The sequence below is a fragment of the Micromonospora sp. NPDC005220 genome (genome assembly GCF_040607895.1).
Lineage (GTDB): Bacteria > Actinomycetota > Actinomycetes > Mycobacteriales > Micromonosporaceae > Micromonospora.
In genome coordinates this window covers 73,553-95,503 of the sequence record NZ_JBEXHP010000006.1, presented here as the reverse complement: position 1 = coordinate 95,503, position 21,951 = coordinate 73,553, and the positions used below count along the sequence as shown (strand labels likewise).

Below are 21,951 nucleotides of genomic sequence, written 5' to 3'. Positions count from 1 at the left end.
AGGCGGCCCTCGGGCACCCGGCCGACCCTGGCACAGGCAACCGGGCGCGCATCGGACCGAGTTCGATCAGGGCAGGTCGTTGGCGCGACGGATGACCGTCACCAGGTCGTCGATGATGCCGGTGAGGGCGAAGTCCTTCGGGGTGAAGACCCGGGCGACCCCGGCCGCCCGGAGGGTGTCCGCGTCACCGGCCGGGATGATGCCGCCCACCACCACCGGCAGGTCCGCCCGGCCGGCGGCGCGCAGCCCGTCGAGCACCGCGGGCACGGCGGCCAGGTGCGAGCCGGAGAGCACGGAGAGCCCGACCAGGTCGACGTCCTCCTCCACGGCGGCCGCCACGATCTGCCCCGCGGTCAACCGGATGCCCTGGTAGACGACCTCGAAGCCGGCGTCGCGGGCACGTACCGCGATCTGCTCCGCGCCGTTGGAGTGCCCGTCCAGGCCGGGTTTGCCGACCAGCAGCCGCAGCCGGCCGCTGCCCAGCTCCCGCGCGGTGGCGGCGACCCGCTCGCGGACCGCCGCGAGGCCCGGCTCGCCGCCGCCGCCGGTTGCGCCGGCCAGGCCGGTCGGCGCCCGGTATTCACCGAAGACCTGGCGCAGCGCGCCAGCCCACTCGCCGGTGGTCACCCCGGCCCGCACACACTCCACTGTCGCCGGCATCAGGTTGGCGGTGGTCGCGGCGTCCGCGCGGAGCCGGGCCAGCGCCGCGTCGACGACGGCCGCGTCCCGGTCGGCCCGCCACCGGCGTACGCCGTCCGTGGCGGCCGCCTCGACCGCGGGATCGACCTGCTCGACGGCGCCCGCACCGGCGGCGGTCAGCGGGGAGGGTTCGGTCTCGGTATACCTGTTGACCCCGACCACCACGTCGGCACCGGACTCCATCCGCCGGCGGCGTTCGGCCAGCGACGCGACCAGCGCGCTCTTGAGGTAGCCGGTCTCCACGGCGGCGACGACGCCACCCAGCTCCAGCACCTTGTCCAGTTCGACCCGCGCCCCGGTGACGACCTCGTCGACCAGCGCGGTCATCACGTGCGAGCCGGCGAAGAGGTCGGGATATTCGAGCAGGTCCGACTCGTACGCCAGGACCTGCTGCATCCGCAGGGACCACTGCTGGTCCCACGGGCGGGGCAGGCCCAGCGCCTCGTTCCAGGCGGGCAGTTGGACCGCGCGGGCCCGGGCGTCGCGGGACATCGTCACGCCGAGCATCTCCAGCACGATGCGCTGGATGTTGTTCTCCGGCTGCGCCTCGGTGAGGCCGAGCGAGTTGACCTGCACGCCGTAACGGAACCGTCGTTGCCTGGCGTCGGTGACCCCGTACCGCTCCCGGGTGATCTCGTCCCAGAGCACGCCGAACGCGCGCATCTTGGCGATCTCCTCGACGAACCGCACCCCGGCGTTGACGAAGAACGAGATCCGCTGGACCACGTCGCCCATCCGCTCGGCGGGCACCTGACCGGAGTCACGGACCGCGTCGAGCACGGCGACCGCGGTGGCCAGCGCGAAGCCGACCTCCTGCACGGGCGTCGCGCCGGCCTCCTGGAGGTGGTACGAGCAGATGTTGACCGGGTTCCACCGGGGCATCTCGCGCAGCGTGTACGCCACCACGTCGGCGGTGAGCCGCAGCGACGCGGCCGGCGGAAAGATGTAGGTGCCCCGGGACAGGTACTCCTTGATGATGTCGTTCTGGGTGGTGCCGGCGCAGCGGGTCAGGTCGGCGCCCTGCTCCAGCCCGACGGTGCCGTAGAGGGCGAGCAGCCACATCGCCGGGGCGTTGATGGTCATCGAGGTGTTCGTGTCGGCGAGCGGGAGACCGTCGAAGAGCGCCCGCATGTCGCCGAGATGGGCCACCGGCACACCGACCCGTCCGACCTCGCCGGCGGCGAGCTCGTGGTCCGGGTCGTACCCGGTCTGGGTCGGCAGGTCGAAGGCGACCGAGAGGCCGGTCTGACCCTTGGCCAGGTTGCGGCGGAAGAGCGCGTTGGTCGCGGCGGCCGAGCTGTGCCCGGCGTAGGTGCGCATCACCCACGGCCGGTCGCGCTCCGGCAACCGTCCCGGGAGGGCCTTCTCGTCCATGGCCGGAGTCTAAGTTACCGTTCAGTAAATAGGGTTGTGGAAAACCACACAGGTCCATGTCGCGGACGTCCGGGTGGGAAGCGGGCGCAATGGCGCGGACCGCCATACCCGGGGCACCAGGCCGCCCTGGTCAGGCGCACACTGGACGCCATGGACGATGAGTTGGCGATCTCCGTACGGGGGCTGCGCAAGGCGTACGGCGACAACGTGGCGGTGGCGGGCGTGGATCTCGACGTGCACCGCGGCGAGGTGTTCGCGTTGCTCGGCCCGAACGGCGCCGGCAAGACCACCACCGTGGAGATCCTGGAGGGCTACCGACACCGGGACGCCGGTGAGGTCTCCGTGCTCGGCGCGGACCCGGCCCACCCGGACGCCGACTGGCGTTCCCGGGTCGGCATCGTGCTCCAGGGCACCGGCGAGTTCGACGAACTGACCGTGGCCGAGGTGATCCGGCACTTCTCCGGCTTCTACCCGGACGCCGACGACCCGGCGAAGGTGATCGAGCGGGTCGGGCTGGCCGGCAAGGCGAAGGCCCGTACGCACACCCTCTCCGGCGGGCAGAAGCGCCGCCTGGACGTGGCGCTGGGCATCATCGGCCGACCGGAGCTGCTCTTCCTCGACGAGCCGACCACCGGTTTCGACCCGGAGGCGCGCCGCGAGTTCTGGGAGCTGATCCGCGACCTCGCCGCGGCCGGCACCACGATCGTGCTCACCACCCACTACCTGGACGAGGCCGAGGCCCTCGCCGACCGGGTCGGCGTGATCGCCGGCGGCCGGCTGGTCGAGGTCGCCGCTCCCAACCGGCTGGGCAATCGACAGGAGGCCGTCGCCACGGTCTCCTGGCGTACCCCGGAAGGGACGCTGGAACGTGCGCAGACCGCGACGCCGACGGCCTTCGTTGCCGACCTCGCCGCGCGTCACGGCGGCGAGGTCCCCGGGCTCACGGTGACCCGGCCGACCCTGGAGGACGTCTACCTCACCATGATCGGACACGCGCGATGACGACCACGACGAAGCCGGCGACGCCGGTCACCGCGACCCGCGGCCGACGGCCGGGTGCCGGAGCGCTCGCCCTGCGCCAGGGCCGGCTGGAGATCACCCAGTTCCTGCGCAGCCGGGAGTCGGTGGTCTTCACGATGGGCTTCCCCATCATCATGATCCTGATCTTCGCGTCGATCTTCGACGGCACGATCGGCGGCGGGGTCAAGTTCACCCAGTACTTCATCACCGGCATGATCGCGACCGGCCTGATGACGGTGAGCTTCCAGAACCTGGGCATCTGGATCCCGATCGAGCGGGATCGGGGCGTGCTCAAGCGTTACCGGGGCACACCGATGCCGAAGTGGGTCTGGTTCGCCGGCAAAGTGATCATGGTGGTGGCGATCGGGATCGCCGAGACCGCGCTGCTGCTGGCCTTCGCGGTGGCGCTGTTCGACCTCGACCTGCCGGGCACCGCGGCGAAGTGGTTCACCTTCGGCTGGGTCTCCGTGCTCGGGGTGACCGCGTGCACCCTGTGCGGCATCGCCATCTCGTCGCTGGCCCGCACCGCCCGCAGCGGCTCGGCCGTGGTCACCCCGGTCGCCCTGATACTCCAGTTCATCTCCGGGGTGTTCTTCGTCTTCACCGACCTGCCCGCCTGGATGCAGCAGGTGGCGGCGCTGTTCCCGCTCAAGTGGATGTGCCAGGGGCTGCGGGCGGTCTTCCTGCCGGAGAGCTTCGGCGCCCAGGAGCCGGGCGGCTCGTTCGAGCTGGGCCGGGTGGCGGTGGTGCTGGCCCTGTGGTGCGTGATCGGTGTGGTGCTCTGCCTGACCACCTTCCGCTGGACCACCAGGCGCGACGGCTGAGCGGCCGGCCGGGGCGGTGACGCGCCCCGGCCGCCACACCTCAGTACGTGTAGAAGCCCTTGCCGGTCTTGCGGCCCAGGTCGCCGGCGGTGACCATGCGCTGGAGCAGCTCCGGCGGGAAGAACTTCTCGTCGGCGGTGTCGGTGTAGATGTTCTTCGAGGCGTGCAGCAGCACGTCCACGCCGGTCAGGTCGGTGGTGGCCAGCGGGCCCATCGCGTGCCCGAAGCCGAGCCGGCAGGCGGTGTCCAGGTCCTCCGCGGACACCACGCCGGCCTCGACCAGCTTGACCGCCTCCATCACCAGGGCGGAGATCAGCCGGGTGGTGACGAAACCGGCGATGTCCCGGTTGACCACGACGACCGTCTTGCCGATCTCCTCGGCGAAGACCCGCGCGGTGTTCAGCGTGGCGTCGCTGGTCTTGTAACCGCGGACCAGCTCGCAGAGCTGCATCATCGGCACCGGGGAGAAGAAGTGGGTGCCGACGACCGCCTCGGGCCGCTCGGTCACCGCGGCGATCTGGGTGACCGGGATGGCCGAGGTGTTGGTGGCGAGCACCGCGTCCGCCTTGCAGATCTTGTCCAGGGCGCGGAACACCTCGTGCTTGATGTCCAGCCGCTCGAAGACCGCCTCGACCACGATGTCCGCGTCCGCCGCCGCCTCCAGGTCGGTGGTCGGGGTGATCCGAGCCAGCGTCGCCTCGACCTCCGACGCCTCGATCCGGCCCTTCTCGGCGAACTTCTCCAGTGACTTCCGAATGCCGCCCAGACCCCGGGTGGTGGCCGCGTCGTCCAGGTCGCGCAGCGTCACCTGCCAGCCCGCCTGCGCCGCCACCTGGGCGATGCCGGAACCCATCAACCCGGCCCCGACGACCGCGAGTCGACCCGCCATCTGTTTCTCCCTCGCTGCGATTGAGTGCCTGCCTGCACCCTAGTCGGCGAGCCTGAACGATGGCTAAGTGGCGGTCGGGCCGGGGTCGCGGGTCGACCTCAGATCTCCAGTGCCGGCTCCTCCGGCGTGGTGCCCCGCTCCACCGCCACCCCGAGCGCCCGCAGGTCGGCCACGAAGTCCGGGTAACCCCGGTCCACGTGGTGCACGTGGGAGACCTCGGTGACGCCCTCCGCGCAGAGCCCGGCGATGATCAGCCCCGCTCCGGCCCGGATGTCGGTGGCCCGCACCGGGGCACCGGAGAGCCGATCCCGGCCGCGAACCACCGCGTGATGCCCATCGGTCTTGATGTCCGCGCCGAGCCGCATCATCTCGTTGGCGAACATGAACCGGCCGTCGAAGATGTTTTCGGTGATCAGGGAGGCGCCGTCGCTGACGGCCGCCAGCCCGATCGCCATCGGCAGCAGGTCGGTGGCGAAGCCGGGGTACGGCAACGTCACCACGTCCACCGCCCGGGGCCGCTCGTCCATCCGTACCCGGAAGCCGTCCCCCCGGGTCTCCACCAGCCCGCCGGCGGCCACCACCTTGTCCAGGGCGACCTCCAGGAAGGCCGGGTCCAGCCCGGTCACCGTCACGTCGCCCCGGGTCATCGCCGCGCCGAACGCCCAGGTGCCGGCGACGATCCGGTCCCCCACCGTGGCGTGACGCACCGGACGCAGACCGGGCACACCGGTGATCCGCAACGTGGACGTGCCCGCGCCGGCGATACGCGCGCCCATCTGGTTGAGCATCGTGCAGATGTCGACGATCTCCGGCTCCCGGGCCGCGTTGTCGATCATCGTGGTGCCCTGCGCCAGCACCGCCGCCATCACCAGGTTCTCGGTCGCGCCCACGCTCGGAAAGTCCAACACGATGTCGGCGCCGCGCAGCCCGTGCGGGGCGGAGGCGATGACGAACCCGTGCTCACCGGAGATCTCCGCGCCCATCCGGGTCAGCCCGGAGATGTGCATGTCCAACCCCCGCGAGCCGATCGCGTCGCCGCCGGGATGGGCCACCCGCACGTACCCCCGACGGGCCAGCAGCGGGCCGAGCACGCAGATCGACGCCCGCAACCGTCGGACCAGGTCATAGTCGGCCTCCGCGCCCGGCTGCTCGGGTACGTCGATCGTCACCGACCGGGACCGGGCCACGCCGCCACGAGCGACCATCGGATCGACCGGGTCGTCCGCGTCGAACTGGACGTCGCAGCCCAGTCGGCGCAGCACCTCCCCCATGATCGCGATGTCGGTGATCCGGGGAACGTTGGTGATCACACTGCGGCCCGGCGCGAGCAGCGCGGCGGCCATCAGCTTCAACGCCGAGTTCTTGGCACCGACCACGTGCACGGTGCCGGCCAGCCGGGCGTCACCGCGGACCCGGATGACGTCGACGTCGTTGACCGCCGTATCGCCGGCGTCGCCGGGGCCCACCACCGGCCAGCCGGCGGTGCTGTCCGGCCGCGCCGGGATCGTCAGGTCGGGAATCCGTAGGCTGTGCGTCATGGCCGTCCACCTCACGCGCATCTACACCAGGGCCGGCGACGCCGGCATGACCAGGCTGAGCAACAACGAGCAGGTGCCGAAGACCGACCCACGGATCGCCGCGTACGCCGACGTCGACGAGTGCAACGCGGCGCTCGGCGTGGCGCTCGCGCTGGGAAACCTCGACGAGGAGCTGCGTGGCGTACTGGGGTCGGTGCAGAACGACCTGTTCGACGTCGGTGCCGACCTGTCCACCCCGGTCGAGCCGGAGCCGAAGTACCCGCCGCTGCGGGTGACCGAGGAGTACGTCGAGCGCCTGGAGGGCTGGTGCGACGAGTACAACGCACGCCTGAGCAAGCTCGACTCCTTCATCCTCCCCGGCGGCACCGCAGGCGCGGCACTGCTGCACGTGGCGCGGACCGTCGCCCGGCGTGCCGAACGGGCAGCGTGGGCGCTGCTCAGCCACGATCCGGAACGAACCAGCACGCTCCCGGCAAAGTATCTCAACCGGCTCTCCGATCTGCTCTTTATCCTGTCAAGAACGGCAAATCCGGCAGGAGATGTGCTATGGGTGCCGGGCGGCAAGCGCTGAACGTCGGCGCTCCGCACCACGTCGAGGTCTGGGTTCCCACTCTGCCCGCCACCACGCGTCGCGACGGCTGACTCGTCCGTCGGGCGGCCCAGCGTCTAGATCGACTCGGGTTCCTTGAAGTCGGGCTATCCCGGCCACCTGGACACCACTATTTCAAGGAATCCGAGTCGATCACCCGCAAGAAAGGCGGGACCGACCGCACCGGTAACGGCAGGTGATCAGAAAAGGTGCCGGACCGACGCACAGCGGCAACGACAGGGTTTCCGGGGCAGCCCGCCCGGCGGAGGGATCAAGCCTGACCGCCCGGAGCCGGGTGGGCTGCCCCGGAAACCCGCAAGAGCGACCACAGACCCAAGAGCAACCACAGATGAGCAGATCAGGCAGCCGGCCAGTCCTGGGAGGCCATACGCGGCGAGACCGCCCCCGGAGGGGCGGCCTCGAGCCAAGAGAGAAAACCGGTCACGGTCGATCGCGCCATGGCGATCTCCACCGGTGCGTGGTGACTGGTACAGCGGAGGATCACCCAGTCGGCCGGCATGGAGAACCGTTCCTGGCCTTCGGGCAACCGTCGGCGCTCCACGGCCAGGTCCTTGCGGGAGAGCACCCGCTTGGGCCGGATGGCGAAGCTGAACATTCGGTACCAGCGCAGCTCGTCACCGGCGAACCGGCCGAAGCCGGGCGACCAGCCGCGGCCGTCGAGCATGGTGGAGACCCGGACGCTGAGCCGGATGATGCCACCGCTGCGGGTGACGAGAGCTCGCCGGACGAAGAGGGTCAGAAGCGCGCCGAGGATGACGACAACGCCGATTCCGATTCCTTCGACGATCTCCATCCCCGGTGTGGCTCAGCGGCTCGGCGCGGAAACCGGGGTTGCGCTCTCGGCCAGCACGGTCACACCGTCGGCGCTCACCGAGAGGAAGCCGCCGGCCACGTCGTAGGCGACCTGCTGGCCACCGGCCAGCTTGATGCGTACCTGGCCGGGCTCAGCGAGCTGGCCGAGCAGCGGCGCGTGCCCCGGCAGGACACCGAGCTCGCCCTCGGTCGTCCGGGCGACGACCATCTCGGCGTCACCGGACCAGACCTTCTCCTCGACGGCGACGAGCTCGACGTGAAGCTGCTGTGCCACGCTGTCTCCTTGCTGCGGCTACGGATTGCCGAAAGTCTAGCCTGACGACGCGGCGCGCCCAACGCGGGTGGGGACAACGCCGGCCTGACTACTTGGTCTTGTTCACGAATTCCGGGTGCTCGAGCAGGAACGGGTCGAGTTGCTCGTTGTGCAGGGCGGTGAAGAAGTCCGGGACCCCCGGCTGGAACTGCTCGCCCAGGTACCTCTTGCCCTCGAAGACGCCACCACCGGGGAGCTTGATCATCTCGATCGTGTTCGGGCGGATGTCCTTCAGGGCGAGCCCGAAGTCGACCACGCTGTTACCCCGACCGTTGAAGATCAGTGACTGGCCGGCGGCGCGGAGCACCTTGTCCAGCTTGATCGGGTTGGACACCACGTCGGCGCTGAACGCCTGGCCGACCATGGCCTTGACGAACTGCTGCTGGTGACGCTGCCGGCCATAGTCGGAATCCGGGACGCCGTTCTTCGGGTAGCGCTGCCGGACGTAGTCCAACGCCTGCCACCCACTCAGGTGCTGGTTGCCCTTCTTGTAGAGCGCCTGCGGGCCGACGTAGCCCTCGCCACGGGTGTTGCCCGGCCGCGGCTTGCCGTCCGGCTGCTTGTGCTCGGACTTCACGTCGCGCTCGATGTACATGTTGACACCACCCATGGCGTCGACGATCTTCTGGAAGCCGGTGAAGTTGATGATCGCGCCAGCGTCGAAGCGCTTGATTCCGGTCACCTTCTGCACTGTGGTGGCCAGCAGCTCGAAGCCCCGTGCCGCGTCGGGGTTGGCCCCCGGCACCTTGCTGCCGAACGACATCGCGGCGTTGATCTTCGTGGTCTCGCCCGGGAATTCGGCCTTCTTGAACGGGGGGATGTCCACGTAGAGATCACGTGGCACGGAGAACAGGTAGGCCCGGTCCATCGAGGCCGGCACGTGCAGCACCATGATCGAGTCGGCAAGCGGCGCGGCCGTCGGCGTACGCGGGTCGATGCCGACGAGCAGAATGTTGAGCGGACCCTTGATCTCGCTCTTCTTCGCCTGGGCGCCGGCCGCCTGGTCGCCGAAGAGGTCGGCCTTGCCGACAGCCCCCTCGTAGCGGGCCATCAGCACCTCGGTGCCGACCAGCACGGCGCCGCTGAGCATGGTCAGCACGGTGCCGAACACCGTGCAGAGCCTGGCCCACCGCGGCACACCCCGCCAGATGGACGGCTTGCGGCCACTCTTGCCGGCCTTACCCACGAGCATCTCCGTTCGTTACGCCCACACGAGGGAAAGACGGGCGCACGTCGTCGAAAGGTTGCAAAGATCAACGCTCGTTCAGGTGAGCGCGCGGAACGAACCGTATCTCGGAAGCCTCGGGAGTGACGACAACGAGTAACGGACCGCGACGATGGTAGGACGCCAACATGAACAAAAGACTGCCCCGGCATTGCCGGGGCAGTCTTTTTGCTACGAATCGGATGGGGGCTGGTCAGCCCTTCATCAGCTCCTCAGCCTTCTTCTCAAGGTCCTCGAGGCCGCCGCACATGAAGAACGCCTGCTCGGGGAAGTGATCGTACTCACCCTCACTGATCTTGCGGAACGCCTCGATGGTCTCCTTGATCGGGACCGTCGAGCCCGGCACGCCGGTGAACTGCTCCGCCGCGTAGGTGTTCTGCGAGAGGAAGCGCTCGATCCGCCGGGCGCGGGCCACGGTGATCTTGTCTTCCTCGGAGAGCTCCTCGATACCGAGGATGGCGATGATGTCCTGCAGGTCGCGGTAGCGCTGCAGGATCCGCTTCACCTCGGTGGCGACCTGGAAGTGGTCCTGGCCGACGAACTCCGGGGCGAGGATCCGGGACGAGGACGCCAGCGGGTCCACGGCCGGGTAGATGCCCTTGTCGGAGATCGACCGCTCCAGGTTGGTGGTCGCGTCCAGGTGGGCGAACGTGGTGGCCGGGGCGGGGTCGGTGTAGTCGTCCGCCGGCACGTAGATCGCCTGCATGGAGGTGATGGCCTGACCCCGGACGGAGGTGATCCGCTCCTGGAGCTCGCCCATCTCGTCGGCCAGGGTCGGCTGGTAACCCACGGCGCTCGGCATACGGCCGAGCAGGGTGGAGACCTCCGAACCAGCCTGGGTGAAGCGGAAGATGTTGTCGATGAAGAGCAGCACCTCCTGCTTCTTCACGTCCCGGAAGTACTCCGCCATGGTCAGCGCGGAGAGCGCCACCCGCAGCCGGGTGCCCGGCGGCTCGTCCATCTGGCCGTAGACCAGCGCGGTCTTGTCGATGACGCCGGACTCGGTCATCTCAGCGATGAGGTCGTTGCCCTCACGGGTGCGCTCACCCACGCCGGCGAAGACCGAGGTACCACCGAAGTTGCGGGCAACCCGGGTGATCATCTCCTGGATGAGCACCGTCTTGCCCACGCCCGCGCCGCCGAACAGGCCGATCTTGCCGCCCTTGACGTACGGGGCGAGCAGGTCGATGACCTTGATGCCGGTCTCCAGCATCTCGGTCTTCGGCTCCAGGTCCGCGAAGGCCGGGGCCTTGCGGTGGATACCCCAGTGGTCGTCCGGGTTGAGGGTCTCGCCCTCCTTGAGGTTGAGCACCTCGCCGATCGCGTTGAACACGTGGCCCTTGACCGCGTCGCCCACCGGAACGGTGATCGGCTTACCGGAGTCACGAACCTCCGCGCCGCGAACCAGACCATCCGTCGGCTGCATCGAGATGGCGCGGACCAGGTTGTCACCCAGGTGCTGGGCAACCTCCAGGGTCAGCGTCTTCTCACCGCCGGACAGGTTCACGTTGACGTTGAGCGCGTTGAACAGGGCCGGCATGGCGTCGCGCGGGAACTCGGCGTCGACGACCGGGCCGATGACCCGGACCACGCGACCCGTGGCCGTCTTGGTCTCTACTGGTGCAGTCATCACACTTCACTTCCCGACGCGGCAAGCGCGTTGGCGCCGCCGACGATCTCGCTGATCTCCTGGGTGATCCCGGCCTGGCGAGCCGAGTTCATCTCGCGCGTGTACTTCTCGATCATGTCTTCGGCATTGTCGGTGGCGGCTTTCATCGCCCGCCGCCGGGCCGCCGACTCGCTGGCCGCCGACTCGATCAACGCCGCGTAGATCCGCGTGTTGATGTATCTCGGCAGCAGCGCGTCGAGCAGCGCCTCCGCCTCCGGCTCGAACTCGTACGCCGGCAGCAGCCCCTCGGAGCGCGGCCGGTCCTCCACCTGCATCGGACCGATGATCTTGGTGACCGGGGTCTGCGTCATGAGCGAGTGGAACTCGGTGTAGACGATGTGCAACTCGTCGACGCCGCGCACCCCGTCCGCCCCCGCGCCGCCGTCGGCGTCGTCCGCACCGGCCGTGAACGCCTTGATCAGCGTTTCACCCACGGCACGGGCGTCCTCGAACGACGGCTGCTCGCTGAAGCCGGTCCAGTTCGCCTCGATCGGCCGGTCGCGGAACCGGTAGAACCCGACGCCCTTACGCCCGATGACGTAGAGCACCGGCTCCTTGCCGTCCGCCTTGAGCCGCGCGATCAGCGACTCGGCCATCCTGATCGCGTTGGAGCTGTAACCGCCGGCCAGGCCACGGTCGCTGGTGACCAACAGGACGCCCGCCCGCCGCACCCGCTCGCGCGGGGTGAGCAGCGGGTGGTCGATCCGCGCGTTGGATGCCAGCGCCGTGAGCACACTGGTGATGGCCTGGGCGTACGGCAGGGACGCCTGCACCCGGGCCTGGGCCTTGGCGATCCGGCTCGTCGCCACGAGCTCCATCGCCTTGGTGATCTTCTTCATCGACTTCGCCGAGCGGATCCGTTGACGAAGAACGCGAACCTGAGCCGCCATGGGATCAGCTCTCGGCCGGGCGGTCGGTCGCGCTGTCGCGGAAGCGGGTCACCGTCTCGCGGTTCTCGTCGCCCTCAAGCGGGGCGGCCGGCGCGTCGTTGACCTTGCGCTCGTCCTCCTTGCCGAGGAAGACCTGCTTGAACTCCGCGATCGCGGTGTCCAGAGAGCTGGTGATGTCGTCGTTCCACTGGTTGTCGGCGATCGCCGCGAGGACACCCTCGTGCTTGTGCCGCATGTACTGGAGGAACTCCGACTCGAAGCGCCGCACCTCGCCGACCGGGATGTCGTCGAGCTTGCCCTCGACGCCGGACCAGACCGAGACGACCTCTTCCTGCACCGGGTACGGCGAGTAGTTCGACTGCTTGAGCAGCTCCACCAGACGCGAACCCCGGTTCAGCTGGTTCTGCGAGGCCTTGTCCAGGTCGGAGGCGAAGGCGGCGAACGCCTCCAGCTCGCGGTACTGGGCCAGGTTGAGCCGCAGCGAACCGGAGACCTTCTTCATCGGCTTCACCTGGGCGGCGCCACCGACCCGGGAGACCGAGGTGCCGACGTTGATCGCCGGACGGACGCCCTGGTTGAACAGGTCGGTCTCCAGGAAGATCTGGCCGTCGGTGATCGAGATGACGTTGGTCGGGATGAAGGCCGAGATGTCGTTGGCCTTCGTCTCGATGATCGGCAGACCGGTCATCGAGCCGCCACCCAGCTCGTCGGAGAGCTTCGCGCAGCGCTCCAGCAGGCGGGAGTGCAGGTAGAAGACGTCACCCGGGTACGCCTCACGGCCCGGCGGGCGACGCAGCAGCAGCGACACGGCCCGGTACGCCTCGGCCTGCTTGCTCAGGTCGTCGAAGACGATCAGGACGTGCTTGCCGCCGTACATCCAGTGCTGCCCGATGGACGAGCCGGTGTACGGGGCCAGGTACTTGAAGCCGGCCGGGTCGGACGCCGGCGAGGCGACGATGGTCGTGTACTCCATCGCGCCCGCCTCCTCCAGCTGCCCCTTGATCGAGGCGATGGTGGAGGCCTTCTGGCCGATGGCGACGTAGATGCAGCGGACCTGCTTCTTCGGGTCGCCGGTGCGCCAGTTGTCCCGCTGGTTGAGGATGGCGTCCAGGGCGACGGTGGTCTTGCCGGTCTTCCGGTCACCGATGATCAGCTGCCGCTGACCCCGGCCGATCGGCGTCATCGCGTCGATGGCCTTGATGCCGGTCTGCAGCGGCTCGAACACCGACTGCCGGGCCATCACGTTCGGAGCCTGCAGCTCCAGCTCGCGGTAGCCCTCGTTGGCGATGTCACCGAGGCCGTCGATCGGCTGGCCGAGCGCGTCGACCACGCGGCCGAGGAAGGCGTCGCCGACCGGAACGGAGAGAACCCGCTCGGTGCGCTTGACGCGCTGCCCCTCCTCCAGCTTGGCGGAGTCACCGAGAACGACGACACCGATCTCCCGGACGTCGAGGTTCAACGCCACGCCGAGCGTGCCGTCCTCGAACTCCAGGAGCTCGTTGGTCATGGTCGAGGGCAGGCCCTCGACGTGGGCGATACCGTCACCGGTGTCGGCGACGGTGCCGACCTCCTCGCGGGAGACGTCGGACGAGTAGGAAGAGACGTAGCGCTCCAGGGCGCCGCGGATCTCCTCCGTCGAGATGGTCAGCTCGGCCATCCTCTGCTTCCTTAAAATTCAGGGGCCCGGGATACCTAGTACCGACCGGTCCGAATGGCGTCTGTCAATCCGAGCGCTGGGCGGCGGAGCCGCCCGGATGCTGGGCGACACAACCGCCCTGACACTGGGCGGCGAAGCCGCTCAGCGCTTCGCGAGCGCGTTGCGGGTCTCGTTGAGGCGGCGCAGGATGGTGCCGTCGTACAGGTCGGAACCGACCCGGACGCTCACGCCACCCAGGACGGCGGGGTCGACCGTCTGCTTGACGGACACCTCTCGACCGTATATCGCGGTGAGGCTCGCACCCAGTCGACGCTCGTCCTCGTCACTCAACGGGGCCGCGACGGTCACGTACGCCACCTGCCGGTCACGCCGGTCGGCGGCGAGCTCGACCAACCGGGTGAGCGCCCCACTGAAGGAACGTCCCCCGAACCCGCCGAGTGCGACCTCGACGAGGCGGACGGTGACCGGACGGGCCTTGTCGGCGAGCAGCTCGCGGGCCAGGGTGGCCCGCTGCTCGACCGGGGCGACCGGGTCGGCGAGCGTGTTGCTCAGCGCCGACTGACCGGCCACGACCTGACCGAAGCGGAACAGCTCGTCCTCGACCTCGCCCAGCTCGCCGGCCTTGTCGGCGCTGGCCAGCAGCGCCTCCACGCCGAGGCGCTCGGCGCCGTCGAGCAGCTCCGACGGTGTCGACCAGCGGCCGGACACCAGCACCACGAGCAGGTCGAGCGCGTCGGCGCCGATCCGCCCGCCCAGCATGTCGCCGAGCAGGGCGCCGCGATCCGCACCGGAACGAGCCGGCTCGGACAGCGCCCGGCGCAGCCGCGGCTCACGCCGCAGCAGGGTCGCCACGGAGAGGATGGCGTCGGCGGTGGAGGTCACCGCCGACGGCTCCGCGCCGCGGACGTACGCGTCGAGGCGCTCGGCCGCGACCTTGTACGACTCCCGGCTGGCGGCCTGCATCAGCGGGCCCCCGTGCTCTCGAGACCGCTCAGGAACCGGTCGACGGTGCCCTTACGCCGCGCCTCGTCGGCCAGCGACTCGCCAACGATCTTGCTGGCCAGGTCCACCGCGATCGTGCCGACCTCCGCGCGCAGCTCGCGCACGATGGTGGCCCGCTCAGCGGCGAGCGCGTCCTTGCCGGCCTGGATGACCCGGTCGGACTCTTCCCGCGCCTTCGCGAGGATGTCCTGCCGGATGCCCTCGGCGTCGGCCCGCGCGTCGTCACGGATCTTGGCGGCGTCGGTCCGGGCCTCAGCGAGCTGGGCACGGTACTGCTCGAGCAGCTGGTTCGCCTCGGCCTGGGCGGCCTCGGCGCGCTTGATGCCGCCCTCGATCGCGTCGACCCGAGCCTGGAACGTCTGCTCCATGCGCGGGAAGACGAACTTCATCAGCACGAAGCAGAGCACGGCGAAGGCCACCGAGCCAACGACGATCTCCTGCCAGAGCGGGAGAATCGGGTTGTGGGCGGACTCACCACCCTCAGCGGCGAGGAAGTACATGGAAGACCTCCCGGTCAAAGGGGCTGGATCAGGCGGCGGAGCCGGCCCAGATGAAGCCGAAGGCGATGCCGAGCAGCGCCAGCGCCTCGATGACGGCGAAGCCGATCCAGACGTACGGCAGGGTCATCCGCGACGACTCCGGCTGGCGGGCGGTCGACTGGATGTAGGCAGCGAAGACCAGGCCAACGCCGATACCCGGGCCGATGGCGGCGAGACCGTAGCCGATGGCAGCGGTGCTACCGGTGACCTCGGCGAGAACGCTAGCGTCCATTGGTGTGGTTCCTCCTGGTTATCACGCGTGACTCTCACGCGGGACGACAACGGTTGGTGCGGTGGATCAGTGCTCTTCGGCGAGCGCGCCCTGTACGTAGCTGGCGGTGAGGACGGTGAAGACGTATGCCTGCAGGCAGATCACCAGGAACTCGAGGAAGGTGAGCGCGATGGTCATCACCCAGGAGAGCACCGAGACCGGAGCCAGCCAGGCGTTGGCGCTCAGCATCGCGAAGCCGCCGAGCGTGAAGACCAGCAGGAGCATGTGACCGGCGAACATGTTCGCGAAGAGACGAACCGCGAGCGAGAACGGCCGGACGATGAAGGTGGAGAAGAGCTCGATCGGGATCAGCAGCGGCAGGATGTACCACGGTGCCGGCGGGACCAGCGAGTTCTTGAAGTACTTGACGAAGCCGTGCTGCTTGATGCCGATGTAGTTGAACAGCACGTAGCTGATGATCGCGAGGATCGCCGGGAAGGCGATGTGCGAGTTCGGCGAGATCTGGAAGAACGGGATGATCGCGAACGCGTTCGTCAGCAGCACGAAGCAGAAGAGCGTCGTGAAGTAGGGCGCGAACCGCACACCCCGGTGCCCGATCATGTCGACCGCGATGTTGTTGCGCACGAAGCCGTAGATCGACTCGGCGAACCACTGCTTCTTGGTCGGCACCAACTGCGGGTTCCGGTAGGTCGCCAGGAAGAAGATGATCAGGACGCCGACCGCGATCCAGACCATCGCCGTGACCTTGGTGAACCAGTACGAGTTCTCCACACCCCAGGGCAGGATGCTGGGCAGGTAGAAGTCGTCCACCGTGGGTGGGAATCCCGCCTGGCCCGCTGCCAGAACGTTCGCCTGTCCGAACACCGCGTCCCTTCCTAAGTAGGCGTGCCGAGTCGGCGGACGACCAGGATGATGCCCCCGGCCATACCGAGCACGACGCCGATCCCGGTGGCGACGCCGCCGGTGTCGAGCCACTGGTCAACAAGCCAACCGATGAAACCCCACACGAGCATGCCTCCGATGAGGTAGCTGAGCGCGGTCCAACCCTGACCGGCGCCGGACGGATAGTCGTCCGGTTCACCGGCTGGACGGGGGGTTTGGTCACCAGCCATGACGGGGCGAACGATATCAGCCGGGAAGACGAGGCTGTGCCTCACCCCCCGCACAACCGTCGTTGTGTGGGCTTCTCGTGGGCGCCGTCGTCTGTGGGCACGCTACTCCCCTTCCGCCCGTCGGAAAATGACCGGAGGCCGATACATTGCCGCGCGTCCGAAAAATGGGACGACTGTCGCGTCAGCCGTGCGCCCGACGAGCGTGCACCGTGGTCAGCCACCAGATGTGTACCGCCGTCCACACTGCCACCCCGGCGACGATGCCGAGGCAGAGAGGGATCAAACCGGGCCAACCGGTTGACGCCACCGCCACCAGCACCGCACCCAGCAGGCTGAATTTCAGCACGTACAGGCCCAGGCCGAGCGGCAGCAGCAACTGCGGGTTGATCTGGTCGGCTCGGGCCAACACCACTGTGGTGAGGGTGTAGCTGAGCACCGTGACGCCCACCCCGGCCGCCGCGCCGAGCGCGGCCGTCGCGCCGCCGGTCACCGCACCCACCACCGCGGCGACCGCGGCCAGCGCGAGCGACGCCCCCAGCAGCACCGGCAGGTGGCGCAACCGCCACCGCCGGTCGGTGTCCGGCTCGACCACCCCGGGCTCAGCCACGGGGGTACGCCGGAAACGCCGCGACCAGCTCGGCCACCTCGGCACCGAGCCGGGTCAGCTCGTCCGCCCCGCCCGGAGCGCCGGGATCGGTGCGCACCGCGCGGGCGATCAGGGTCGCCACCTGACGCAGCTCCCCCTCGCGCATCCCCTGGGTGGTGACGCTCGGCGTACCGACCCGGATGCCGGAGGCCACCATCGGTGGCTGCGGGTCGTACGGGATGGCGTTCTTGTTCAGGGTGATCGACGCGGCGTCGCAGCGACGCTCGGCCTCGGTGCCGGTCACCCCCAGCTCCCGCAGGTCGATCAGGGCGAGATGGGTGTCGGTGCCACCGGACACCGGCCGCATCCCCTCGTCCGCCAGCCCGGCGGCGAGCGCCTGGGCGTTGCTGACCACCTGCCGGGCGTACGTCTGGAACTCCGGCTGGGCCGCCTCCCGCAGCGCGACCGCCTTGGCCGCGACCGCGTGCATCAGCGGGCCACCCTGGGTGAACGGGAAGACCGCCTTGTCGATCCGCTGAGCCAGCGACTCGCGGCACAGGATCATGCCGCCGCGCGGCCCGCGCAGCACCTTGTGGGTGGTGGCGCAGACGACGTCGGCGTACGGCACCGGGGACGGGATGGCCCGACCGGCGACCAGGCCGATGAAGTGCGCCGCGTCCACCATCAGGTACGCGCCGACCTCGTCGGCGATCTCCCGGAACCGCGCGAAGTCGATCAGGCGCGGGTACGCGGTGGCGCCACAGATGATCAGCTTGGGTCGGTGCGCCCGCGCCAGGTCCCGTACCTCGTCGTAGTCGATCAGCTCGGTGTCCGGCCGGACCGGGTAGCCGACCGGGTGGAACCACTTGCCGGAGAAGTTCACCCGGCTGCCGTGGGTGAGGTGCCCGCCGTGCGGCAGGTCCATCGCCAGCACCGTGTCCCCCGGCTGCACCAGCGCGGCGTACGCGGCCAGGTTGGCGCTCGCCCCGGAGTGCGGTTGAAGGTTGGCGTGCTCGGCCCCGAAGAGTTCCTTGGCCCGGGCGATGCCGATCTCCTCGGCCCGGTCCACCTCGGCGCAGCCGCCGTAGTAGCGCCGGCCCGGGTAACCCTCGGCGTACTTGTTGGTCAGCGTCGAACCGAGCGCCGCCAGCACCGCCGGCGAGGTCAGGTTTTCGCTGGCGATGAGCTGTAGGCCGCCCCGCAACCGGTCCAGTTCGCCGAGGACCACCCCGGCGATCTCCGGATCGGTGGCCCTGAGCTGCGCGAAATCCGGCCCCCAGAAGGTGCTCGTCTCGGTCTCCACAGCGAACGAGTCTAGGCGGCCGCACACTGGGATCCGTGAGATGCCTCGTCACCGGCGCGACCGGGTACATCGGTGGGCGGCTGACGCCGCTGCTGCTGGCCGACGGGCACACCGTGCGCTGCCTCGCCCGCAAGGCGGTGCGGCTGCGGGACGTGCCCTGGGCCTCGGCGGCCGAGATCGTCGAAGGAGACCTGAGCCGACCGGAGACGCTGGCCGCCGCGTTCGCCGACGTGGACGTCGCGTACTTCCTGGTGCACTCGCTGGGCCGGTCCGACTTCGAGGCGGCCGACCGGGCGGCGGCGACCAACTTCGCGGCGGCGGCGCGCGCGGCCGGCGTACGCCGGATCGTCTACCTCGGCGGCCCGGAGCCGGCGCCCGACGCGGAGGTGCCCTCCCCACACCTGCGCTCCCGCGCGGAGGTGGGCCGGATCCTGCTGGACAGCGGGGTACCCACGGCGGTGCTCCGGGCCGCAGTGATCATCGGGTCCGGTTCGGCGTCGTTCGAGATGCTGCGCTACCTGACCGAGCGGCTGCCCGCCATGGTCACCCCGCGCTGGGTTCGCAACCGGATCCAACCGATCGCGGTCCGTGACGTGCTGCACTACCTGGCCGGCTGCGCCGACCTGCCGGCGGAGGTCAACCGGGGCTTCGACGTCGGCGGGCCGGACGTGCTGACCTTCCGCGACATGATGCAGCGCTACGCGCGGGTGGCCGGGCTGCGTCGGCGGATCATCGTGCCGGTCCGTCCGCTCACCCCGTCGCTCTCCTCGCACTGGGTCGGTCTGATCACCCCGGTGCCGAACAAGATCGCCCGCCCGCTGGTGGAGAGCCTCATCCACGAGGCGGTCGCCCACGAACACGACATCGCCCGGTACGTCCCGGACCCGCCCGGCGGGCTGACCGGCTTCGACGAGGCGGTGGCACTCGCGCTGGCCAAGGTGCGCGACGCCCAGGTGGAGACCCGCTGGTCCACCGCGAGCGGCCCGGACGCGCCCGCCGAGCCGCTGCCCACCGACCCGGACTGGTCCGGCGGCACCGCGTACACCGACGTTCGGGAGCGGGCGGTCGACGCGCCACCCGCGGCGCTCTGGCGGGTCGTCGAAGGCGTCGGCGGCGAACACGGCTGGTACTCGTTCCCGCTGGCCTGGTCGATCCGAGGCTGGCTGGACCGGCTGGTCGGCGGGGTCGGGCTGCGGCGGGGGCGACGCGACCCGCACCGCCTCCAGGTCGGTGAGGCGCTGGACTTCTGGCGGGTCGAGGAGATCGTCCCGGGCGAGTTGCTGCGCCTACGCGCCGAGATGCGGCTGCCCGGCCGGGCCTGGCTGGAGATGCGGGTGCTGCCGGCCGACGGCGGCCGCAGCCGCTACCAGCAGCGCGCCGTCTTCCTGCCGCGCGGCCTGGCCGGGCACGCCTACTGGGGGTCGGTGGCCCCGTTCCACGCGGTGGTCTTCGGCGGAATGGCCCGCAACATAGCCCGCAACGCCGAACACCCCCGCTGACGTCGTGGGTCAGTTGCCGGCTCGGGGTTGGGTCTGGAAGGCGGTTCGTTCGCTGGGCGGTACGAAGTCGCGGACCGGTTGATCGCGCAGGGCGAAGGCGAGCACCTCACCTACCGCGTTCACCATCTGGGCCTGCACGGCCTGACCGACGGCGTCCCGAGGATCGTCCGGGTTCGCGGCCATCGAGGCGACCGTGAGCTGCGGCGTGAACGCCACCACCGTCTCCGTCTCGTACCGTTCCGAGCTGCCGGTCTTGCCCGCCACCGGTCGGCCGAGCTTCGCCCGCAGCCCCGCTGCGGTGGCACCGTCGCAGCCCCCGTACATCGACTGGTCGCCGACCGGGCAGCGGGCCGCGTCGGTGGCCGCCCGCGCCACGTCGGTGTCGAGCACCTGTCGGCAGTCCGGCTTGGCGGCGTCGACCGGCCGGCCGGCCGAGTCGGTGATCGACACCACCGGCAGCGGCGCGCACCAGGTCCCCTCGGCCGCCACCGTGGCGTACGCGGTGGCCAGGTCCAACGGGGTGGTGGCGGCCACCCCCAGGGTGAACGGACCCCAGTCCTTCGCGCCGTAGCGGGCCAGCTTGGCGTCGGACTCGGCCCGCAGCACGATGCCGAGCCGCTCGGCCATCTCCACCACCCGGTCGGCACCGACCTTCTCGGTGAGCCAGGCGAAGTAGGTGTTCACCGAGCGGCCGAACGCGCTCCACATGGTGCGCGGGCCGTCCATCGACGACGGGCTGGCGTTCACCGGGCACCACCGTCCGTCGCAACTCGCCTCCCCGGTCACCGGGAAGCGGGTGAGCAACTGGGTCGGCGCCACGAAGTCGGTCGACAGCGGCAGGCCGGCCTCCAGCGCGGCCAACAGGGTGAAGAGCTTGAACGTCGAGCCGCCCTGGTACCCCTCGATCGCGCCGCCGCCGGCGACCAGCTGGTTGACGGTGTTCGGGCGGTTCTTCTGCCCGATCGGGTTGTCCGCCACGCTGTAGGCGCGGTTCACCGACATCGCCAGCACCCGGCCGGTGCCCGGTTGCACCACGGCGGTGGGCACCGCCTCGGCCTTCGTCCTCGGATAGATCTTCAGCACCTGCTCGGTGGTGGCCCGCTGCACCCCCGGGTCCAGCGACGACACGATGGAGAACCCGCCCCGGCGCAGGGTGCGCTGCCGCTCGTCGGCGGTCGCCCCGAACGCGGACTGGCTGCTCCACCAGCGGCTGAACCAGTCGCAGAAGAAGCCCCAGTCGTTGTGCGCCTCGGGCACGCCGGTGCAGTCGTTCGGGGTCTCGCTGGGCCGCAGTTGCAGCGGTTCGGCCCGCGCCGCCGCCGCCGCGTCCGCCGGCACCTGCCCCGTCTCGACCAGCCGTTCCAACACGTACGACCGCCGGGCCACCGCGCTGTCGGCGTCGCCGTTGATCGGATCGTCGCTGTCCGGTGAGCGCACCAGCCCGGCGAGCAGTGCCGCCTGGGCCAGGGTCAACTCGGCCGGGGACCGGGAGAAGTACCGCTTGCTGGCCGCCGCGATGCCGTACGCCCCGGCGCCGAAGTAGGCGATGTTGAGGTAGCGGGTGAGGATTTCCTCCTTGTCGAGTTCCCGCTCCAACGCGAGCGCGTACCGCATCTCCTGGAGCTTGCGCACGGTGGTGAGTTCGCTGGCGGCGTTCCGCTGCGCCTCGGTCAGTCGGGGGTCGTTGCTGAGCACGTTGCGGACATACTGCATGGTCAGCGTGGAGGCGCCCTGCCGGGTCTGGCCGTCACGCTTGTTGACGGTGAACGCGCGCACCACGCCCCGCAGGTCGACCCCGCTGTGCTGGTAGAACCGGACGTCCTCGGCGGCCACTATCGCCTTGCGCATCACCGGGGCGACCTCGTGCAGCGGCACGTCCACCCGGTCCTCCTGGTAGAAGGAGGTGATCAGTGTGGTGCCGTCGTTGGCGTAGAGGTTGGAGCGCTGCGCGGTGGGCGGCGTAAGCAGTGTGTTCGGCAGTTCCGAGTACGGCGTCGACAGGGCGCTGAAGCCGATCCCGAACACCAGGGCCGCCGGCAGTGCGGCGACGGCCAGCACCAACCCGGCCAGCACACCGGCGATCACCACGGTCAGCAGTTTGTCGAATTGGGCCCGGATCATCAGCTCTCCCCGCAGGAGCCGGTCACGCTAGGACCC

21 protein-coding genes are annotated in these 21,951 nt (G+C 69.9%); 4 read left to right on the top strand and 17 right to left on the bottom strand.

Annotated elements, in window-relative coordinates; genetic code table 11:
- Positions 1-66: 66 nt before the first annotated feature.
- Positions 67-2,073, bottom strand: a complete 2,007-nt coding sequence (locus tag ABZU52_RS04600; RefSeq protein WP_354969705.1) for a protein meaA — start codon at positions 2,071-2,073, stop codon at positions 67-69.
- A gap of 150 nt (positions 2,074-2,223) precedes the next feature.
- Here ABZU52_RS04600 and ABZU52_RS04595 point away from each other — a divergent pair, with 150 nt between their 5' ends.
- Positions 2,224-3,075, top strand: a complete 852-nt coding sequence (locus tag ABZU52_RS04595; RefSeq protein ID WP_354969704.1) for an ABC transporter ATP-binding protein — start codon at positions 2,224-2,226, stop codon at positions 3,073-3,075.
- A complete protein-coding gene (locus ABZU52_RS04590; protein ID WP_354969703.1) occupies positions 3,072-3,917 on the top strand; it encodes an ABC transporter permease in 846 nt (281 codons plus the stop codon). Before ABZU52_RS04595 ends, ABZU52_RS04590 begins: the two co-directional genes overlap by 4 nt.
- A gap of 40 nt (positions 3,918-3,957) precedes the next feature.
- Here ABZU52_RS04590 and ABZU52_RS04585 read toward each other — a convergent pair whose 3' ends face one another.
- On the bottom strand, positions 3,958-4,806 hold the full coding sequence (locus ABZU52_RS04585; protein ID WP_354969702.1) for a 3-hydroxyacyl-CoA dehydrogenase family protein: 849 nt from the start codon (positions 4,804-4,806) through the stop codon (positions 3,958-3,960).
- A 98-nt stretch (positions 4,807-4,904) separates the two neighbouring features.
- Positions 4,905-6,344: a UDP-N-acetylglucosamine 1-carboxyvinyltransferase gene (gene murA, locus ABZU52_RS04580; protein ID WP_354969701.1), complete on the bottom strand. Its 1,440-nt coding sequence runs from the start codon at positions 6,342-6,344 to the stop codon at positions 4,905-4,907.
- Between murA and ABZU52_RS04575 the strand changes: the two genes are divergently transcribed.
- On the top strand, positions 6,343-6,915 hold the full coding sequence (locus tag ABZU52_RS04575; RefSeq protein WP_354969700.1) for a cob(I)yrinic acid a,c-diamide adenosyltransferase: 573 nt from the start codon (positions 6,343-6,345) through the stop codon (positions 6,913-6,915). The genes murA and ABZU52_RS04575 overlap by 2 nt on opposite strands.
- Before the next feature lie 376 nt (positions 6,916-7,291).
- Here ABZU52_RS04575 and ABZU52_RS04570 read toward each other — a convergent pair whose 3' ends face one another.
- The 13 genes from ABZU52_RS04570 to glyA all read right to left on the bottom strand — a co-directional run bounded on the left by ABZU52_RS04570 (position 7,292) and on the right by glyA (position 18,295).
- On the bottom strand, positions 7,292-7,747 hold the full coding sequence (locus ABZU52_RS04570; RefSeq protein ID WP_354969699.1) for a DUF2550 domain-containing protein: 456 nt from the start codon (positions 7,745-7,747) through the stop codon (positions 7,292-7,294).
- Positions 7,748-7,759: 12 nt separating this feature from the next.
- Positions 7,760-8,041 (bottom strand): F0F1 ATP synthase subunit epsilon, encoded by a 282-nt coding sequence (locus tag ABZU52_RS04565; RefSeq protein WP_354969698.1) that lies wholly within the window; start codon positions 8,039-8,041, stop codon positions 7,760-7,762.
- Positions 8,042-8,129: 88 nt separating this feature from the next.
- Complete coding sequence (locus ABZU52_RS04560; RefSeq protein WP_354969697.1) at positions 8,130-9,272, bottom strand: LCP family protein; 1,143 nt, start codon at positions 9,270-9,272, stop codon at positions 8,130-8,132.
- A 226-nt stretch (positions 9,273-9,498) separates the two neighbouring features.
- Positions 9,499-10,935, bottom strand: a complete 1,437-nt coding sequence (gene atpD, locus ABZU52_RS04555; protein WP_354969696.1) for a F0F1 ATP synthase subunit beta — start codon at positions 10,933-10,935, stop codon at positions 9,499-9,501.
- On the bottom strand, positions 10,935-11,864 hold the full coding sequence (locus ABZU52_RS04550; RefSeq protein WP_354969695.1) for a F0F1 ATP synthase subunit gamma: 930 nt from the start codon (positions 11,862-11,864) through the stop codon (positions 10,935-10,937). Before ABZU52_RS04550 ends, atpD begins: the two co-directional genes overlap by 1 nt.
- A gap of 4 nt (positions 11,865-11,868) precedes the next feature.
- The gene (gene atpA, locus ABZU52_RS04545) at positions 11,869-13,521 is read right to left on the bottom strand and encodes a F0F1 ATP synthase subunit alpha (RefSeq protein ID WP_354969694.1); all 1,653 of its coding nucleotides are present in this window, start codon (positions 13,519-13,521) and stop codon (positions 11,869-11,871) included.
- A gap of 141 nt (positions 13,522-13,662) precedes the next feature.
- A complete protein-coding gene (locus tag ABZU52_RS04540; RefSeq protein ID WP_354969693.1) occupies positions 13,663-14,484 on the bottom strand; it encodes a F0F1 ATP synthase subunit delta in 822 nt (273 codons plus the stop codon).
- Positions 14,484-15,023, bottom strand: coding sequence for a F0F1 ATP synthase subunit B (locus tag ABZU52_RS04535; RefSeq protein ID WP_354969692.1), 540 nt, complete (start codon positions 15,021-15,023; stop codon positions 14,484-14,486). The genes ABZU52_RS04540 and ABZU52_RS04535 overlap by 1 nt, the downstream gene beginning before the upstream one ends.
- Positions 15,024-15,051: 28 nt before the next feature.
- Positions 15,052-15,294 carry a F0F1 ATP synthase subunit C gene (locus ABZU52_RS04530; protein ID WP_130404096.1) on the bottom strand — a complete coding sequence of 81 codons (243 nt, stop codon included), beginning with the start codon at positions 15,292-15,294 and terminating at the stop codon, positions 15,052-15,054.
- 66 nt (positions 15,295-15,360) lie between these two features.
- Positions 15,361-16,158 carry a F0F1 ATP synthase subunit A gene (atpB, locus tag ABZU52_RS04525; RefSeq protein ID WP_354969691.1) on the bottom strand — a complete coding sequence of 266 codons (798 nt, stop codon included), beginning with the start codon at positions 16,156-16,158 and terminating at the stop codon, positions 15,361-15,363.
- 11 nt (positions 16,159-16,169) lie between these two features.
- Complete coding sequence (locus ABZU52_RS04520; RefSeq protein WP_088991414.1) at positions 16,170-16,406, bottom strand: AtpZ/AtpI family protein; 237 nt, start codon at positions 16,404-16,406, stop codon at positions 16,170-16,172.
- 181 nt (positions 16,407-16,587) lie between these two features.
- Positions 16,588-17,013 (bottom strand): hypothetical protein, encoded by a 426-nt coding sequence (locus ABZU52_RS04515; RefSeq protein WP_354969690.1) that lies wholly within the window; start codon positions 17,011-17,013, stop codon positions 16,588-16,590.
- Complete coding sequence (glyA, locus tag ABZU52_RS04510) at positions 17,006-18,295, bottom strand: serine hydroxymethyltransferase (RefSeq protein WP_354969689.1); 1,290 nt, start codon at positions 18,293-18,295, stop codon at positions 17,006-17,008. The genes ABZU52_RS04515 and glyA overlap by 8 nt, the downstream gene beginning before the upstream one ends.
- A gap of 35 nt (positions 18,296-18,330) precedes the next feature.
- On the opposite strand from glyA, the gene ABZU52_RS04505 reads away from it, so the two are divergent.
- Positions 18,331-19,794: an SDR family oxidoreductase gene (locus ABZU52_RS04505; protein WP_354969688.1), complete on the top strand. Its 1,464-nt coding sequence runs from the start codon at positions 18,331-18,333 to the stop codon at positions 19,792-19,794.
- 9 nt (positions 19,795-19,803) lie between these two features.
- Here ABZU52_RS04505 and ABZU52_RS04500 read toward each other — a convergent pair whose 3' ends face one another.
- Positions 19,804-21,915 (bottom strand): transglycosylase domain-containing protein, encoded by a 2,112-nt coding sequence (locus tag ABZU52_RS04500; protein WP_354969687.1) that lies wholly within the window; start codon positions 21,913-21,915, stop codon positions 19,804-19,806.
- Between the last annotated feature and the right edge of the window lie 36 nt (positions 21,916-21,951).